We start from the raw sequence: 18,112 nt of genomic DNA on the forward strand, positions 1-18,112 counted from the left end.
GTCCAATTAATGCATGTTCCCAATCAAAGATTGTTGACAAGCAATTAATTGTACAAATCTTCATTAAAAGTTCTAAAAAGCAAATTCCAATGCCAGTTCGCTCTTATATTAACAATATCAACATTCATTTAAAAGCCGTTAAAATAAACAAATCCTAAGAATGCAGAAGAGTAATTTGAAAGTGGAGTTATTATGCCATGTGCCTAACATCCACTAAAAATACATTTTATAAAATTATAAAAAACCGGAAAGTAAAAGGAAAAGGAGAATTTATTATGAAGAAAATAATTAATACACCAAATGCACCAGAAGCAATAGGACCATATTCACAAGGAGTAATTATAGATAAGTTAGTATATACATCTGGACAATTACCTATAAATCCAAATACAAAGGTTATGGCAACAGAGATAAAAGAAGCAACTAAGCAAAGTATAGAAAATTGTAAGGCTATTTTAGAAAATGCAGGTACAACTCTTGAAAATGTAATTAAAACTACAGTTTTTGTAAAAGATTTAAATGATTTTTCAGCAGTAAATGAAGTATATGCACAATATTTCACACAAAATTTTCCTGCAAGAAGTTGTGTACAAGTAGCTAAATTACCAATGGATGCGCCGGTAGAGGTAGAGGTTATTGCTACATTAATATAATTAATATGATTAATATGATGAGGTAGAAATCTACCTCATCATATTAATTATATTCTGTTTTTTTATTATTTAGAAATTTATATTTTTAAATAATATGTGGATAATTCAGCTTATATTTTGTTTAATGTTTAAGAAATAAACCTAAAGAATAAAAACTAATCATAAAAGGGAATTTATTTATGTATAAAAATATATTTATTACAGGTAAAATACAATGTGGAAAAAGTACATTAATTAATAAAATGCTAGATGAATTAAAAATTGCTTATTCAGGCTATAGAACATTACCTTATTATATAAAAGAAGAAAAAAGTGGTTACTATATAGAAGGTATTAATTTAAAGCGTAAATTAAAAGATAAAATTTCAATAAATACATCATCACAAAAATGTACTGCTCTTGTTAAAGGGTTTAATATTACTGGTGTAGAGATTTTAAGGAATAGTATGGAAGATAAAGTTTCTAAAATAATTTTATTAGATGAGGTTGGGATTTTAGAAAAATGTTCTCCACAATTCATAGAAGAAATTAATAACTGTTTAAATAATGAAAAGTTAGTAATTGGAGTTTTAAAGAAGAAAGACGATGAGTTCTTAAATGGAATAAGTGAGAGAAATGACACTTTAATAATAGATATAGAAGAAATTACAAATAAAGAAAGAGAAATTATTAAAAAACAAATTATTGAATATATAAAAAATATATTTAAATAAAGTAAAATTTTATGACAACTGAGTTAATTGGAAGTTAAAAATAATTTTTTAAAACATTTTATAAAACGAGGTGGTAATAATGTCTTTATTAATAAAAAATGGGACTGTAGTAACTGCCAGTAATACTTATAATGGAAATATTTATATTGAAGATGGCCTTATAAAAGAGATTGGAATCAATCTTATAAAAAAGGCAGATGAGATAATAGATGCTAAAGGTAAATATGTTATTCCAGGTGGAGTAGATATTCATACTCATTTAAATTTAGATAAATCAATTTCTGTTGCAAATGATGATTTTTATACAGGAACAGTGGCAGCAGCTTGTGGAGGAACAACTACTGTTGTAGATCATATGGGATTTGGGCCAAAAGGTTGTAATTTAAAACATCAAGTAGATGCTTATCATAAATATGCTGATGATAAATGTGTAATAGACTATAGCTTTCATGGGGTTATTCAACATGTAGATAACAGTATAATTTGTGAGATGAAAAAAATCGTTGAAGAAGAAGGAATATCTAGCTTTAAGCTTTATTTAACTTATAATTACATGATTGATGATGAAGGTGTACTTAGAGTATTAAATAAGTTAAAACAATTAAAAGGTATCATGGCTGTACATTGTGAAAATGATGGAAGCATAAGATTTCTAAAAGAAAGTTATATGGTAAAAGGATTGACTAGTCCATTATATCATTATTTAAGTAGGCCAGTTGAAAGCGAAGCAGAAGCGGTTAATAGAATGATAAATATGGCATCGATAGTAAAAGATGCACCACTTTATATAGTTCATCTTTCATCATCATTAGGATTAGATTATATAAAAATGGCTAAAGAAAGAGGACAAAAAGTATATGTAGAAACATGTCCACAATATTTAGTATTAGATGAAAGTAAATATAAACTTCCAAATGATGAAGCATTAAAATATATAATTAGTCCTCCATTAAGATCTAAAAGAGATATAGAAAAGTTATGGAAAGGAATTAATGATGGATATATACAAACTATAGGATCAGATCATTGTCCATTCTCTTTTAGTGAAGATAAGCAAAAGTGGAAAGATGACTTTACTAAATGCCCAAATGGGAATCCTGGAATTGAGGAAAGAATTCCAATTATATTTTCAGAAGGTGTTAATAAAGGTAGGATTAGCTTAAATAAATTCGTAGATTTATGCTGTACAAAGCCAGCTAAAATATTTGGACTATACCCTAAAAAAGGAACTATACAAGTTGGTTCAGATGGAGATATAGTAATAATTGATCCAGAAAAGGAAGTTACTATAAAAAACTCTAATCTGCATTCAAATGCAGACTATTCGCCATATGAGGGGATAAAGGTAAAAGGATACCCAATAATAACTATTTCACGTGGTAAAGTAATAGTTAAAGATAATAAATTTATAGGTCAAAAGGGATATGGTAAGTTTATTAAAAGATCCAAGGTAGATTTGAAGAGTATATAAGTTCCAATAAAGTTTGTTCATTAATATAAATATTAAGATATTTATAAATGATATTACTGGTAATTATAGTAAGGAACTTATATAGAAAATTTATTATATATATAATTATTTTTAAAAATTTACACTTATGAAATAATAAAGAGACTAAAAAATATTAGGCACATGAAAGATAATAAGTCAAAGATAATATTAAAATGACTTATTTTATCTTTTATGTGCCTTAATTATTGGATAAAGCTTATGAATAAAAGAATTTATTTTTATAGTTTTTTTACATAAATTTTTTTATAAAACTGAAATTATCAAAATGATAAATAAATTTATCTTTTTGATAATTCTAATAGATAGCTTATAGAATAATATGTAATTTAATGATTTTAAATTACCAAAATGATAAAAAATATATATGTTTAAAATTAAAATTAAAATTAAAAATGTAAACAATTACTTGGTTTTTTGAAATTTTTTAATATATAAGAAAAATATATTTAGATTAATTAATAAATAATAGAAAATTAGGACAAAAATGCGAAAAAACTCAGATTTTATTTTGGCATGAAATATGCTACTTACTAGTAATAAAATAAAATATTATTTGCTACATAATAAAACATTTTCACGGAAGAAAAAATAGCTTATGAGATACTAACTAAATATAAAAAATTTAGTAATGGATTATAGGAGAGAATTAGCGAAGGGATTTGAGGATTATGAGACAAAAAGATGGGGATAATTTAATACCTGCAGTTGATGAAAAAATACCTTTCTCAAAAGCAGGGATATTTTCACTTCAACATGTTATGTCAATGTGTGCGGGTGCAGTAGCTGTTCCACTTATGATTGGTGGTGCAGCTGGTCTAGATCATTTGGAAATAGTTTTTCTTATAAGTGCAGGATTATTTATGGCTGGAATAGGTACTTTAATTCAAGGGTGTGGGGTGAAAAATTTTGTAGGAGCTAAAATTCCAGTAATAGAAGGTACAAGCTTTGCAGCAGTATCTGGAATTCTTTCAATTATTGCAGGAGCTCATGGTGATAAGCATTTGGCAATGACAACTGTTTTTGGAGCGGTAATTATATCAGGATTATTCTGCTTTATTATATCACCTGTATTTGGAAAACTAATAAAGTTCTTCCCAAAGGTGGTTACAGGAACCATTGTGTTAGTAATAGGTATTTCTATAATGCCAGTAGGAATAAAGTGGATAACTGGAGGGGTAGCAAAACCAGCGAGCATACAAGAAGTAGAATTATCACTGGCAGTTTTAGTAATAACATTACTATTATTCAAGTATATAAAGGGCATTTGGAACAGTGCAGCAATCCTTTTTTCTATAATAATAGGAACTGTATTATCTATGGCTTTAGGTATTGCTGATTTCAGTCAAGTTAAAGATGTAGGATGGTTTAGCTTAAATGTACCGTTAAAATTTGGGATGCCTACATTTAATGTTTCAGCCATAATTTCTATGATTTTAATAATGCTTGTTTTAATGACTGAATCAGTTGGAAACATGATAGCAATACATGAAATAACAGATAAAGAGGTTACTGAAGAAAATATAAGAAGAGGTTTAGCTGGAGATGGTATTTCAACATTTCTAGCAGGTATATTTAACACTTTTCCAATTACACCATTTGCTCAAAATACAGGACTTGTTGGATTAACAAATATAAAATCAAGATTTGTAGGTATTTATGCAGGAATAATTCTTTTAATTTTAAGCTTTACACCAAAGTTTGCAGCAGTAATGGGTGCTATACCAAAGTCAGTACTTGGTGGTGTTGGATTTGCAATGTTTGGGATGGTGTTAGTTGGAGGAATTAAAACATTATCAAAAGTTAATTTTGATGGAACTAAAAACTCAGTAATAGTTGCTGTAAGTGTAGGGCTTTCAATGATACCATTGGCTAATGTAACATTTTATGAAAACTTTCCAACATGGGTGCAAACAATTTTTCATAGTGGAATAACTATAGGAAGTATATCCGCAGTTTTATTAAATATATTTTTTAATGTTTTAGGAAATAAGAATATGGAGAAAAAAGTATTAATTAATGAAAGTAAAGAAATATATGTAAGTGATGAGATTTTAGAAGTAAATAATTAAAAATCAATATAGTATTTAAATGAAAATTAAATATCAAAGAAAATATTTTTATAATGCAAGCAAGTTATAAATTTATGTAATTATTTAGATGAAAAGTAAAAAGGGAAATATTTAAAAAGAGAAAATTGGGATTATGAGGAGTGATAGGATTTGTTTAAATTCATTCTTAATGGACAAGAAAAAAATGTTAGTGAAAATAAAAAGCTTTTAAAATATTTGAGAGATGATTGTAATATAACATCTGTAAAAAATGGGTGTTCAGAAGGTGCATGTGGAACATGTATGGTTATAGTTGATGGAAAAGCTATAAAGGCTTGTATTCTTACTACTGAGAAGGTAAATGGTAAGGAAATAACAACAATAGAGGGATTCACTGAGAGAGAAAGAGAGGTATTTGCCTATGCTTTTACTGAAGCAGGTGCGGTTCAATGTGGATTTTGTATACCAGGAATGGTTATTAGTGCAAAGGCTTTATTTAATAGAACTTTAGAGCCAACAATCGAAGAGGTTAAGAAGGCTTTAATTGGTAATATATGCAGATGTACAGGATATGTAAAAATAGAAAAAGCTATTATGATGGCTGCTGAAATATTTAGAGAAAATAAAGAAGTTCCAAAGGTTACGTGTAAAGGTTTAATAGGGGAGCCTATGGCAAGAGTTGACGCTAAAGATAAAGCTTTAGGAGTAGGAGAATATACTGATGATATAAGAATTGATGGAATGATTTATGGTGCAGCCTTAAGAAGTAAATATCCTAGGGCATTAGTAAAAAGTATAGATGTATCAGAAGCAGAAAATATTGAAGGGGTAATTAAAATTGTAACAGCAGAAGATATTCCAGGGAAAAGATATTTAGGTCATCTTAAAAAGGACACTCCAGCTTTAATAAAGGTGGGAGAAGAAACAAGATATCTTGGAGATGCAGTAGCTTTAGTTGCAGCAGAAACTGAGGAAATTGCAAAAGAAGCCTTAAAATATATAAAAGTAGATTTTGAGGAGTTAAAACCTATATCATCTCCAAGGGAGGCTTTAAAAGATGATGCTCCAAAGATACATGAAAGTGGAAATATTCTAGTTCATGAACATTTAGTAAGAGGAAATGCTGATGAGGCTATAAAGAATTCTAAATATGTTGTTACTAATAAATATAAGGTTCCATTTACTGAACATGCCTTTTTAGAACCAGAAGCAGCAGTTGCAGTTCCAGATGGAGAAGATGGATTAATAGTTTATACAGGAACTCAAAGTATATATGATGATTTTAGGGAAATAGGCTCATTATTAAATTTAGGAGAAGATAAGTTAAGGATTATTTCAAAATATGTAGGTGGAGGATTTGGCGGTAAGGAAGATATGAGCTGTCAACATCATACTGCACTACTTGCATATCTTACTAAAAAACCAGTAAAAATGTGTCTTACAAGACAAGAAAGTATTATAGTTGATACTAAAAGACATGCTATGGAAATGGAATTTACAACAGCATGTGATAAAAATGGAAAATTAACTGCAATGAAAGCAGAAATAATAGCAGATACAGGAGCATATGCTTCTCTTGGAGGACCAGTTCTTCAAAGAGCATGTACTCATGCAGCAGGTCCATATAATTATCAAAATATGGTTGTAGATGGAATAGCAGTTTATACAAATAATACTCCAGGAGGAGCATTTAGAGGTTTTGGAGTAACACAATCAGCATTTGCAACTGAATGTAACTTAAATCAGTTAGCAGAAATGGTAGGTATAGATCCTTTTGAAATTAGAATGTTAAATGCAATAAAACCTGGTGAAGTATTAGCAAATGGTCAAATTGCAGATGAAGGTACTGCTTTAATAGAAACACTAGAGGCTGTTAAAGATTTTTATTACAGCAATAAATATGCTGGAATAGCATGTGCATTTAAAAATGCTGGTGTTGGTGTAGGAATACCTGATACAGGAAGATGTAAGGTCAAGGTAATAGACGGGAAAGTTCATATAAGAACATCTGCAGCTTGTATTGGACAAGGAATAGGAACAGTAGTTGTTCAAATTGTCGGTGAAGTTTTAAGAATACCTGCTTCACAAATAGTTTATGAAACTCCTGATACTCAAATAACTCCAGATTCAGGAACAACAACAGCATCAAGACAAACTGTATTCACAGGAGAAGCCACAAGAATTGCATCATTAAAGTTAAAAGAAGCCTTAAAGAATAAATCATTTGAGGAATTAGAAGGAGTAGAATTCTTTGGAGAGTATTTAGGAGTTACAGATAAAATGGGTAGCCCTAAAGAAAATCCAGTAAGTCATGTTGCTTATGGATTTGCAACTCAAGTTGTTGTTATTGATGAACAAGGAAAACTTAAAAAAGTAGTTGCAGCTCATGACGTAGGAAAGGCAATAAATCCTAAGAATGTAGAAGGACAAATTGAAGGCGGAGTTGTAATGGGATTGGGCTATGGATTAACAGAGGATTATACAATAGAAAATTCAGTTCCTAAGGTTAAATTTGGAACATTAGGACTTTTAAGAGCAACTCAAGTGCCAGAAATTACTCCTATTATAATAGAAAAAAATACACAAGAGTTATCTTTTGGAGCAAAGGGGGTTGGGGAAATTACTTGTATTCCAACAGCGCCAGCAGCACAAGGAGCTTATTATAAATTAGATGGAATATTTAGAACAGAACTACCACTAAAAAATACATTTTATAAGAAAGCAAAAAAGTAATATAAATGTATCATTAAACTAATATAGGGGTGGATAAATATGAATAGATTTCAAAGTAATAATGGTGAAATAGTTAACTTGACATCTATCGGAATAGCAGAAATAGGGAAATATAAAACAGTTTATACTAATGATACAAGGCCAATAAATATAGAAGAGAGGGATTGGTCGGCTTGGAATATAATGACACTTTGGATAGGTATTATGGTTTCAATACCAGTTTATATGCTAGCTAGTGGACTTATTGCTTCTGGAATGAATTGGTGGCAAGCTCTTTTTACAATAGTATTAGGACATACTATTGTTATAGTACCAGCAACACTATTAGGACATGCAGGTACTAAGTATGGTATAAGCTATCCATTACTTTCTAAATTAGTTTTTGGACCTAATGGTAATGTATTTCCAACTATGGTTAGAGCATTACTAGGATGTTTTTGGTTTGGAATACAATGTTGGATAGGTGGTACCGCAATAAATTCCCTAATTGGAGCAATTATACCATCATGGAATAATTGGGCCCCACATTTATTTATATGTTACTTCATTTTTTTAATATTGAATCTTTATATAGGTGCTACAGGTTCAAAAGCAGTTAAATTTATGGAAGATTATTCAGCACCTATTTTAGTATTAATGGGTATTGCAGTTATAGTATGGGCATATAAGATATCTGGAGGATTTAATCTATTACTAACCCATAATGTAGCACAAGGAAATGGAGGCAGTTTTTTAAAATCATTTTTCCCAGCATTAACAGCTATGATTGCATTTGATGGAACTATAGCTTTAAATATCTCAGATTTTACTAGACATGCAAAATCACAAAAAGCACAAATAACAGGTCAATTTATTGGAGCACCAATAATGACAGCTTTTATAGTTTTTGTTGGTATATGTGGAACTGTTGCATCTGCTATTGCATTTGGTGAACCAATTTGGAACCCAGCAGATTTAGTTTCAAAGTTTAATAATCCGATTGTTGTAGTAATGTTTTCTATTTTTATTATGTTAGCTACATTAACAACAAATGTGGCAGCAAATTTAGTAGCACCAGGGATAATATTTTCTAATTTATTTTCTAAAAAGATAACTTATAAAAAAGCAATAATGCTTATAGGTGTAATAGCTGTTCTTGTTCAACCATGGAGGATATTAAATGATCCTAATAATTATATATTTGAAGTAAATGGTATATTAGCAACATTTTTAGGACCGATGGCTGGAATTTATTTAGCATCTTACTGGTTAGAACATAAGGCTAAGATAGAATTAGTAGATTTATATAGAACAGATGGAGGAGAATATTACTATAATAAAGGTTGGAATTACAAAGCTATAATAATTTTATTTACAATTACTGTTTTCCTATTATTAGGAAGATTCATTGCACCGCTTAAAGTTTTTTATGATAACTCATATGTTTTAGGTATGATAATAAGCATTGTAATTTACACTGTATATTTAATGAGAGCAAAGAAATATAATTGATATAGAGAGAAAAATTAAGTGAGGTGATTAATATGTCTTTATTAATAAAAAATGGAACTATAGCAACTGCTAGTGATATTTATAACGGGGATATTTATATTGAAGATGGCGTTATAAAAGAAATTGGCATTGATATAAAAAAAGAAGCAGATAAAATAATAGATGCTAAAGGGAAGTATGTTATTCCAGGTGGAGTAGATGTTCATACCCATTTAGATTTAGATGTTGGAATAGCTATTGCAAATGATGATTTTTATACTGGAACAGTAGCAGCAGCTTGTGGTGGAACAACAACTATCGTAGATCATATGGGTTTTGGGCCTAAAGGGTGCAATTTAAAACATCAAGTTGATGTTTATCATGGATATGCTGATGATAAAAGTGTAATAGATTATAGTTTTCATGGAGTTGTTCAACATGTAGATGATAATATAATTGATGAAATGAAAGAAATAGTTGAAGAGGAAGGAATACCTAGTTTTAAACTTTATTTAACTTATGATTATATGATTGATGATGAAGGTGTACTTAGAGTATTAAATAGATTAAAAGAATTGCAAGGTATTGCAACTATTCATTGTGAAAATCATGGAAGTATAAAACTTTTAAGAGAGAAGTACGTTAGTAATGGACTTAAGAGTGTTAAGTATCACCCTTTAACTAGACCAGCTGAAAGTGAAGCAGAAGCTATTAATAGAATGATAAATATGGCATCAATAGTAGAAGATGCACCACTTTATATAGTTCATTTATCATCAGGATTAGGATTAGATTATATAAAAATGGCAAGAGAAAGAGGAGAAAAAGTATATGCAGAAACATGTCCTCAATACTTACTATTAGATGAAAGCAAATATGAACTTCCAAACGAGGAAGCATTAAAATATACAATTAGTCCTCCATTAAGATCTAAAGATGATATAGAAAAATTATGGAAAGGAATTAATGATGGATATATACAAACAATAGCAACAGATCATTGTCCATTTTCTCTTAGTAAAGATAAACAAAAAGGAAAAGATGATTTTACGAAGTGTCCTAATGGGGCTCCGGGAATAGAAGAAAGAATTCCACTTATGTTTTCAGAAGGAGTTATGAAAGGGAGAATTAGCTTAAATAAATTTGTAGAGTTATGCTGTACAAATCCAGCTAAAATGTTTGGATTATATCCTAAAAAAGGAACTATACAGGCCGGTTCAGATGGGGATATAGTAATAATTGATCCAGAAAAGGAAGTTACCTTAACAAATTCTAAATTACATTCTAATGTAGATTACTCTGTATATGAGGGCATAAAGGTAAAAGGATATCCAATAATAACTATTTCACGTGGTAAAATAATAGTTAAAGATAATAAATTTATAGGGAAAAAAGGATATGGTAAGTTTATTAAAAGATCAAAAGTAGATTTAAATAATATTGGATTGATTTAAATTTATAGAGAAAAATGAGGATATACAAAAAAATTGTATATCCTCATTTTATGATTTAATGTTGATATTGAGTTTAATGGCAAAGTAGCATTATCAACTTTATATATAAATTTTTAAGGAGATCTTAATAACGTGTTTTATTTTGACTGTTTGTCCATATTTCAAATGCAGTCATGCAATTTGTTTTATCTATTTGTTCTAAATCTAAGACTTTTTTATCAGTACAGTCACCTTTTAAGAAATTTAATATATGTTCATCTCTAAATCCTATATCTGCTGCATCTTTAACAGTACAACCATAGTAAACTTTTGATATATTAGACCATATTATTGCTGACATACACATTGGACAAGGCTCAGATGTTGTATATAATTCACATCCACTCAAATCAAATGTAGAAAGTTTTTTACAAGCTTGTCTTATTGCATTCATTTCACCATGAGCTGTAGGATCATTATCTTTAATTACTGTATTATTAGCAAGAGCTACAATTTCTCCATCTTTTACAATAGCAGCACCAAAAGGCCCACCTTCTAAATTTGACATACCTTCTTTACATTGTTTAACACATAAATCCATTATATCTTTTTGTTGCATTTTAACATCCTCCATAATATCATCGAGTCTTTATATAAACTCTTTTATTGATTTAGATTTTTATTAATACTCATTTTTTATATAAAATAATTAATAAATTTTTGAGATTTTTTCTTGAGTTTAAAAGTTAAATACTATTATAAAAAATTGATTTTGTGAAAAGGATATGTGATTTTTGGAGTATATAAGTTCCAATAAAGTTTGTTTATTAATATAAATTTTAGAATATTTATAAATGATATGACTTACCAGTACAGTGAGGAACTTATATAGAAAATTTATGATATATATGCTTCTAACTAGAGATTATTAATTAAAGATATAACTTTCTATAAAAATTTTATAAAAGATTATAAATGTAATGACTTAAGTTTAGAACATATATATTAATAGTAATTATAATAGCAATTATTATGCCATAAATGTGTAAATTTGGTAAATAAAATTTTGATCTAATTTGTGCTTATGTTACTTAGAACTTATATATTTCGTTATTTTAAAAATTAAAAATGAATATAAAGTTTATATTTGTTACTTAAAATAACTTTGCAAAAGCTAGATTATCAAAATGATAAAAAAATTATCACTTTGATAATACCAATAAACAGCTTATAGCTAATAATATGTAATTTAATAATATTTAATTACCAAAATGATAAAAAAATTAGAGATTAAAAGTTATAAAATATAATTAGTATGTAAATGATTACTTAAATTATTGAAAATTTATTATTATAACAGTTAAATTAATTAATAAAGAATATGAAAATAGTAAAAAAATGAATAAAAGTATTATAAATTTAATTTTGGCATAAAATATGCTGAATATTAGTATTAATATGGAATATTACAAAAAAGATATTATGGTATTGAAATATATATAAAATAAGTACAACTTTTTTGTATTCATGCTAAAATATAACAATAAAATATAATTTTGTAAACTTAGAACTGTTAGAAAATCATAAATTTATTTTTGTAAGGGCAAATTTTGGGATTTTTAAAACTTCGCTATGTTTTAAAAGGTTGTTGATATTATTGTATAAGGGCGAACTGGCATTGGAATTTGCTTTTTAGAATTCTTAATGAAGATTTGTACAATTAATTGCTTGTCAACAATCTATGATTGGGAACATGCATTAATTGGACTAAGCTTTATTTTAGAGTTCTTAAAGTAAATTCCCCTGTCCATTAGCTTTATACTATAATATGAACATTTACTTAAAATTTAAAGTTATGTGATTTTGAATGTTCAATTGTTTATAAAATATGTGGTATATCCAGATATATGCTATTTTATGTGAATTTTATGGAGGTGTAATATGACAAAGAATATAGTGGGAAGTAGCGTAGTTAGATTTGATGCTACGTCTAAAGTTACTGGTAAAGCAAAATATGTAGATGATTTTTTTGTAAACGATATGTTAGTGGGTAAAGTTTTAAGAAGCCCTTATGCTCATGCTATAATAAAAAATATAGATACTAGTAAGGCAAAGGCATTAGAAGGTGTAGAAGCAGTTATTACGCATAAAGATCTACCTAATATTAAATTTGGGACTGCTGGGCATCCATGGTCATTAGATCCAGCACATAGAGATATAGAGGATAGATTAATTCTTACTAATAAAGCTAGATTTGTTGGAGATGCTATTGCTGCTGTTGTAGCAGTAGATGAAATAGTTGCATCAAAAGCTTTAGAACTTATAGATGTTGAATATGAAGTTTTAGAACCTATAGTAAAGAGTGAAGATGCGTTAAAAAAGGATGCACCAATAATCCATGAAGAAAGACCAAATAATATTTTAAGTTCCTTTGGATCAGAAATTGGAAATGTAGAAGAAGATTTTAAAAATGCTGATAGAATATTTGAAGATAGTTTTGAAACAAGTATAGTTCAGCATTGTCATATGGAAAATCATAGTACTTATGCTTATGTAGATGGTGAAGATCGTATTGTTATAGTTTCTTCAACTCAAATTCCGCACATTGTAAGAAGAGTTGTAGGACAAGCACTTGGAATAGCCTGGGGAAAAATAAAAGTTATTAAACCTTATGTTGGTGGTGGTTTTGGAAACAAACAAGACGTAGTTATTGAACCATTAACTGCTGCTATGTCACTTGCAGTTGATGGAAGACCAGTAAAATATACATTAGATAGAGAAGAGTGTTTTATTGACACTAGAACTAGGCATTCTATGAAAATTAAATTTAGAACAGCAGTATCAAAGGATGGAAAATTATTATCATTAGATATAAAAAATCTTGTGAATAATGGGGCTTATGCTTCTCATGGTCATTCTGTTGCTATGAGTGCTGGAGGAAAATTTAGAGGAGTATATGATTTTAATTCAATAAAATATAGTCCTACAACAGTGTACACAAATTTACCAGCAGCAGGTGCAATGAGAGGATATGGAGCTCCACAAATGTGCTATGCTTTGGAAAGTCACATAGAGGATATTTGTAGAGCACTTAATATGGACTCTATAGAATTTAGAGTTAAAAATTTTGTTACTGAAGGTTATGTTGAACCGCTTAGCAAAAATGTAGTTCGTGCATTTGCATTGCCAGAATGTATTGAAAAAGGAAAAGAATTAATTAAGTGGGATGAAAAAAAGAGATCATATAAGGAATATAACGCTAAAAATAAAGATAAAAAAAGAGGCGTAGGGATGGCTTGTTTTAGCTATTTTACTGGAACTCATCCTGTAGCATTAGAACCAGCTGGAGCAAGAATAGTAATGAATCAAGATGGTTCAGTACAATTACAAATTGGAGCAACTGAAATAGGACAAGGTAGTGATACTGTTTTTGGACAAATGGTAGCTGAAATTCTTGGATTAAAAATAGATATGGTTCATGTGATTTCTATGCAAGATACAGATGTAACTCCTTTTGATACGGGTTCTTATGCATCAAGACAAACATTTGTAAGTGGTGCTGCGGTTAAGAAATGTGCTTTAGAGGTTAGAGACAAAGTGCTAGCATTTGCAAGTAGTAAATGTGGATTAAATTCTAGTGAGTTAGATATTGTTGATTGTCAGGTTGTAGAAAAAAGATTAGGTAGAGTAATATGTCCACTTGAGGAAATTGCTATGGAATCATATTATGACAGAATTAAATGTTGTCCTATAACTAGTGATACATCCGTTAATGTTAGGATCAACGCAATAGCTTATGGTGCTACATTTGCAGCAGTAGAAGTTGATATTAAAACAGGTAAAATAGAAGTTTTAGAGATATATAATATTCATGATTCAGGCATGATTATGAATCCTATGTTAGCAGAAGGACAAGTACATGGTGGAGTAAGTATGGGACTTGGATATGCTTTATCAGAGCAAATGTTATTTGATGAAAAAACTGGTAAGCCACTGAATAATAATCTTTTAGATTATAAATTACAAACAATAATGGATACTCCAACTATTGGGTCAGCTTTTGTGGAGAAATATGATCCAGCAGGTGGATTTGGTCAAAAATCTATGGGAGAAAACACAACAGTTTCACCAGCACCAGCAGTTCGTAATGCTGTTTTAGATGCAACAGGAGTATCATTTAATAAGATACCTATGAATCCACAATCTGTTTTTGAAAAATTTAAGGAAGTTGGATTAGTGTAATTTAAGGAGGGCTTAGAATGTTTGATATTAAAGATATATTAGAACCAGAAACTTTAGAGGAAGCATTGGAATTATTGAATCAAAATTCTCAACTTAAAATAATAGCAGGAGGTACTGATGTTTTAATAAGATTACATCATAGGAATATTAAGGATATTGAATTATTAAGTATTAGAAAAATAAAAGGGCTTGATGAAATTAAAATGTTAGAAGATGGATCAATAGAAATAGGAGCAATGGCAACATTTGCACAAATATTTAGAAGTGATATTGTTGAAAAAAATATAAAAGTTTTAGGGGAAGGTGCAGTCTCTATGGGGGGACCACAGGTTAGGAATATGGCGACAATAGGTGGGAACGTTTGTAATGGAGCTGTATCAGCGGATAGTGCACCAGCATTATTTTCTCTTAATGCTAAATTAAAATTAAGAAGTAAAGATAATGAAAGAATTGTACCAATACAGGAATTTTATTTAGGACCAGGAAGAGTAGACATAAAAAGCAATGAAGTATTGCTTAGTTTAATAATTGAAAAGCAAAGTTATGAGAATACAAGAGGTCATTATATAAAATTTAGTAATAGAAAAGCTATGGATATAGCAATGGTTAGTGTAGCTGTTGTATCTTCAATTGAAAATAATAAATTTAAGGATTTAAGAATTGCATTAGGAGTATCAGCTCCAACTCCAATAAGATGTAGTGAAGCTGAAACTTATGCTAAAGGTATTGAAATAACTGATGAAAATATAAATAAAATTGCTGAACTTGCAGTAGGGTCATCCAAGTCAAGAAATTCATGGCGTGCATCTAAGGATTTTAGAGAGCATTTAATTAAAGAATTAACTAAAAGAGGAATAAAAAAGACTATAAAAATAGAAGGTGGAGAAGACTATGAGTAATACAAAAATGAAAAAAATATCAATGATAGTAAATGATAAACCTTATACATTAGAAGTTGATATAAGAGAATCTTTACTTGATGTTTTAAGAAATAAATTACATCTTACAGGGGTAAAGTGTGGATGTCATGTTGGAGAATGTGGAGCGTGTACTGTATTAATTGACGGAACACCTACTGATTCATGTATATATATGGCTGCTTGGGCAGATGGTAAAACTATTTTAACTATTGAAGGTGTTAAGAAAAATGGTAAATTATCGAAAGTCCAACAAGCATTTATTGATGAAGGTGCTGTTCAATGTGGTTTTTGTACTCCAGGATTAGTATTAACATCTACAGCTCTTGTTAATAGTGGAAAGAAATATACTGATGAAGAAATAAGAAGAGAAATTTCAGGGCATTTATGTCGTTGTACAGGCTATCAAAAAATATTTAATGCAACTAAAAAGGCATTAGAAAAATAATGATTTTAATGAAATGCTATTAATGAAAAACTACTAGAAATATATAGCTATAAAGAAATAATGAAAAGTTTAAGTTTATAGATAAGATTATATTTTGAGGTTTAAAAAATAGGGGATTTCTAATTTGAAAAATAGGTTATGTTTTAATTAACTGCTTATACTAAAACATCAATATTAGTTTAAAACATAACCTCAAAATAGATATGTTGGAGATAAAAAAGGGGTAAGTGCAATAATAATAACTTTTGGTGAAAGATGAATATAATCTTTGGGAGATTGATACTAAGGATGATTATTAGAAGTTACTTAGGTTACTCGTAAATAGCGAAGAGTGAGTTTATATTCTAAAACTATAGTAATTAAATATATGAAATAAATTTATAGGAGGTATTTTTAATGTCATCAAAAAATAACACCAAAACAGTTGACAAAGTAAATGAAATGTTACCTATTGGACAATTAGCAACCTTTGGTCTCCAACATGTTTTAGCTATGTATGCAGGAGCAGTTGCAGTTCCATTAATAATTGGAGCTGCTGTAGGTCTGACTCATGAACAATTATCTCTTTTAGTAGCTGCTGATCTTTTTACTTGTGGTATAGCAACTTTGCTCCAAGCTTTAGGTATTGGTAATTTTGCAGGTATTAAGTTACCAGTAATATTAGGTTGTACATTTGCTGCTGTAGGTCCATTAATTATTATTGGTAAAAGTCTTGGTATGGATTATGCGTATGGTTCAATAATAGCTGGAGCTATAGTTGTAATACTTATAGCTCCTCTATATGGTAAATTGCTTAAGTTCTTTCCTACTGTAGTAACTGGCTCTGTTGTAACAATTATTGGTTTGTCTTTAATTAATGTAGGAGTTACTAGTTGTGGTGGAGGTGCTGGTGCAGAAGATTTTGGTAATGTACGTAATATACTTCTTGCAATCTTTGTAATGTTGGTTATTTTAATATCTAATAAATATTTAAAAGGTTTCTTTCAAGCTATTGCTGTATTAAACGGTATTGTTCTTGGAACTATTGCAGGAGCATTTATGGGAATGGTAGATTTTTCAGTTGTTGCAGAAGCTAAATGGGTAAGTTTTGTTAAACCATTTACCTTTGGTATTCCTAAATTTGATATTGGTGCAATACTTATGATGACTTTAGTTATGATAACCGTTATGGTGGAATCAACAGGTACATTTTTAGGAGTTTCTAAACTTTGTGATAAGAAATTAACTGAAAAGGATATAGTTAAAGGCTTAAGAGCTGAGGGGCTTGCAACTATTTTAGGGGGGATATTTAATTCATTTCCGTATACAACATTTAATCAAAATTTAGGTTTACTATCATTAAGTAAAGTATTTAGTAGATTTGTAGTTGTTGCATCAGGTGTTATTCTTATTACTTTAGGACTTATACCTAAATTTGCAGCTTTAGCAACAATAATTCCTCAACCAGTAATTGGAGGGGCTACTACAATAATGTTTGGTACTGTTGCTGTTGCTGGTATTAAAATGTTACTTGATATAGATTTAGAAAAAACATCTAATGTTTTAATAATAGCTTGTTCTCTTGCAGTTGGCTTAGGAATAACTGCTGTACCAACTATATTATCTAAAACACCTCAGTTTATACAATCAATCTTTGGAAGTGGAATAGTTTCAGGTTCAATAGTTGCAATAGTTTTAAATGCATGGTTAAACCATGGTGAAACAGATTCTTCTAATAACTATTCTAATGATGATAATGACAGTGAGTTAATGAATAAAAAAGCTGATTACTGCGAAATAATTGAGAAATCAGAAATTTCCAGTTAAGTTCAATTATTATATACAATATTCAATTTTAAGTTATAAAAATTAAAAATTTTATATCAAACCTAGTAATTTATTTATACTAGGTTTGATTTTAACTAAAATATAAGAAAAATAAAAATATATTTAAAACATATAT

The 18,112-nt window shown here is 29.0% G+C and carries 12 protein-coding genes; 11 read left to right on the forward strand and 1 reads right to left on the reverse strand.

All coding sequences use genetic code 11. The features are described 5' to 3' along the window. Positions 1-275: 275 nt before the first annotated feature. From ACYUET_RS08645 to hydA (ACYUET_RS08675), 7 genes are all read left to right on the forward strand, one after another. Complete coding sequence (locus ACYUET_RS08645; protein WP_460278914.1) at positions 276-653, forward strand: RidA family protein; 378 nt, start codon at positions 276-278, stop codon at positions 651-653. A gap of 179 nt (positions 654-832) precedes the next feature. Further along, positions 833-1,366, forward strand: coding sequence for a nucleoside-triphosphatase (locus ACYUET_RS08650; protein WP_460278915.1), 534 nt, complete (start codon positions 833-835; stop codon positions 1,364-1,366). Positions 1,367-1,445: 79 nt separating this feature from the next. Beyond that, positions 1,446-2,837: a dihydropyrimidinase gene (hydA, locus tag ACYUET_RS08655; RefSeq protein ID WP_460278916.1), complete on the forward strand. Its 1,392-nt coding sequence runs from the start codon at positions 1,446-1,448 to the stop codon at positions 2,835-2,837. A gap of 710 nt (positions 2,838-3,547) precedes the next feature. Next, entirely contained in the window at positions 3,548-4,948 is a 1,401-nt protein-coding gene (locus ACYUET_RS08660; RefSeq protein WP_460278917.1) for a nucleobase:cation symporter-2 family protein, read from the forward strand. A gap of 150 nt (positions 4,949-5,098) precedes the next feature. After that, on the forward strand, positions 5,099-7,660 hold the full coding sequence (xdh, locus tag ACYUET_RS08665) for a selenium-dependent xanthine dehydrogenase (protein WP_460278918.1): 2,562 nt from the start codon (positions 5,099-5,101) through the stop codon (positions 7,658-7,660). Positions 7,661-7,699: 39 nt separating this feature from the next. Continuing rightward, positions 7,700-9,151 (forward strand): NCS1 family nucleobase:cation symporter-1, encoded by a 1,452-nt coding sequence (locus ACYUET_RS08670; RefSeq protein ID WP_460278919.1) that lies wholly within the window; start codon positions 7,700-7,702, stop codon positions 9,149-9,151. A 32-nt stretch (positions 9,152-9,183) separates the two neighbouring features. After that, positions 9,184-10,584, forward strand: a complete 1,401-nt coding sequence (gene hydA, locus ACYUET_RS08675) for a dihydropyrimidinase (protein WP_460278920.1) — start codon at positions 9,184-9,186, stop codon at positions 10,582-10,584. A 124-nt stretch (positions 10,585-10,708) separates the two neighbouring features. On the opposite strand, the gene ACYUET_RS08680 is transcribed toward hydA (ACYUET_RS08675), so the two are convergent. Beyond that, positions 10,709-11,182 (reverse strand): nucleoside deaminase, encoded by a 474-nt coding sequence (locus ACYUET_RS08680; RefSeq protein WP_460278921.1) that lies wholly within the window; start codon positions 11,180-11,182, stop codon positions 10,709-10,711. Between the two features lie 1,322 nt (positions 11,183-12,504). On the opposite strand from ACYUET_RS08680, the gene xdhA reads away from it, so the two are divergent. From xdhA to ACYUET_RS08700, 4 genes are all read left to right on the forward strand, one after another. Next, the gene (gene xdhA, locus ACYUET_RS08685; RefSeq protein ID WP_460278922.1) at positions 12,505-14,805 is read left to right on the forward strand and encodes a xanthine dehydrogenase molybdenum-binding subunit XdhA; all 2,301 of its coding nucleotides are present in this window, start codon (positions 12,505-12,507) and stop codon (positions 14,803-14,805) included. Positions 14,806-14,822: 17 nt separating this feature from the next. Next, positions 14,823-15,704 (forward strand): xanthine dehydrogenase FAD-binding subunit XdhB, encoded by an 882-nt coding sequence (gene xdhB / locus ACYUET_RS08690; protein WP_460278923.1) that lies wholly within the window; start codon positions 14,823-14,825, stop codon positions 15,702-15,704. After that, a complete protein-coding gene (gene xdhC, locus ACYUET_RS08695; protein WP_460278924.1) occupies positions 15,697-16,170 on the forward strand; it encodes a xanthine dehydrogenase subunit XdhC in 474 nt (157 codons plus the stop codon). The genes xdhB and xdhC overlap by 8 nt, the downstream gene beginning before the upstream one ends. A gap of 396 nt (positions 16,171-16,566) precedes the next feature. Further along, positions 16,567-17,976 carry a nucleobase:cation symporter-2 family protein gene (locus ACYUET_RS08700; RefSeq protein ID WP_460278925.1) on the forward strand — a complete coding sequence of 470 codons (1,410 nt, stop codon included), beginning with the start codon at positions 16,567-16,569 and terminating at the stop codon, positions 17,974-17,976. Positions 17,977-18,112 lie beyond the last annotated feature (136 nt).

The sequence above is a fragment of the Clostridium sp. CTA-5 genome (genome assembly GCF_054768135.1).

What these genes read in the sequence shown, in the direction of transcription:
- ACYUET_RS08645 (WP_460278914.1), top strand. Translation starts at nt 276, where the DNA reads ATGAAGAAAATAATTAATACACCAAATGCACCAGAAGCAATAGGACCA.
- ACYUET_RS08650 (WP_460278915.1), top strand. Translation starts at nt 833, where the DNA reads ATGTATAAAAATATATTTATTACAGGTAAAATACAATGTGGAAAAAGT.
- hydA (WP_460278916.1), top strand. Translation starts at nt 1,446, where the DNA reads ATGTCTTTATTAATAAAAAATGGGACTGTAGTAACTGCCAGTAATACT.
- ACYUET_RS08660 (WP_460278917.1), top strand. Translation starts at nt 3,548, where the DNA reads ATGAGACAAAAAGATGGGGATAATTTAATACCTGCAGTTGATGAAAAA.
- ACYUET_RS08670 (WP_460278919.1), top strand. Translation starts at nt 7,700, where the DNA reads ATGAATAGATTTCAAAGTAATAATGGTGAAATAGTTAACTTGACATCT.
- hydA (WP_460278920.1), top strand. Translation starts at nt 9,184, where the DNA reads ATGTCTTTATTAATAAAAAATGGAACTATAGCAACTGCTAGTGATATT.
- ACYUET_RS08680 (WP_460278921.1), bottom strand. Translation starts at nt 11,182, where the DNA reads ATGCAACAAAAAGATATAATGGATTTATGTGTTAAACAATGTAAAGAA.
- xdhA (WP_460278922.1), top strand. Translation starts at nt 12,505, where the DNA reads ATGACAAAGAATATAGTGGGAAGTAGCGTAGTTAGATTTGATGCTACG.
- xdhB (WP_460278923.1), top strand. Translation starts at nt 14,823, where the DNA reads ATGTTTGATATTAAAGATATATTAGAACCAGAAACTTTAGAGGAAGCA.
- xdhC (WP_460278924.1), top strand. Translation starts at nt 15,697, where the DNA reads ATGAGTAATACAAAAATGAAAAAAATATCAATGATAGTAAATGATAAA.
- ACYUET_RS08700 (WP_460278925.1), top strand. Translation starts at nt 16,567, where the DNA reads ATGTCATCAAAAAATAACACCAAAACAGTTGACAAAGTAAATGAAATG.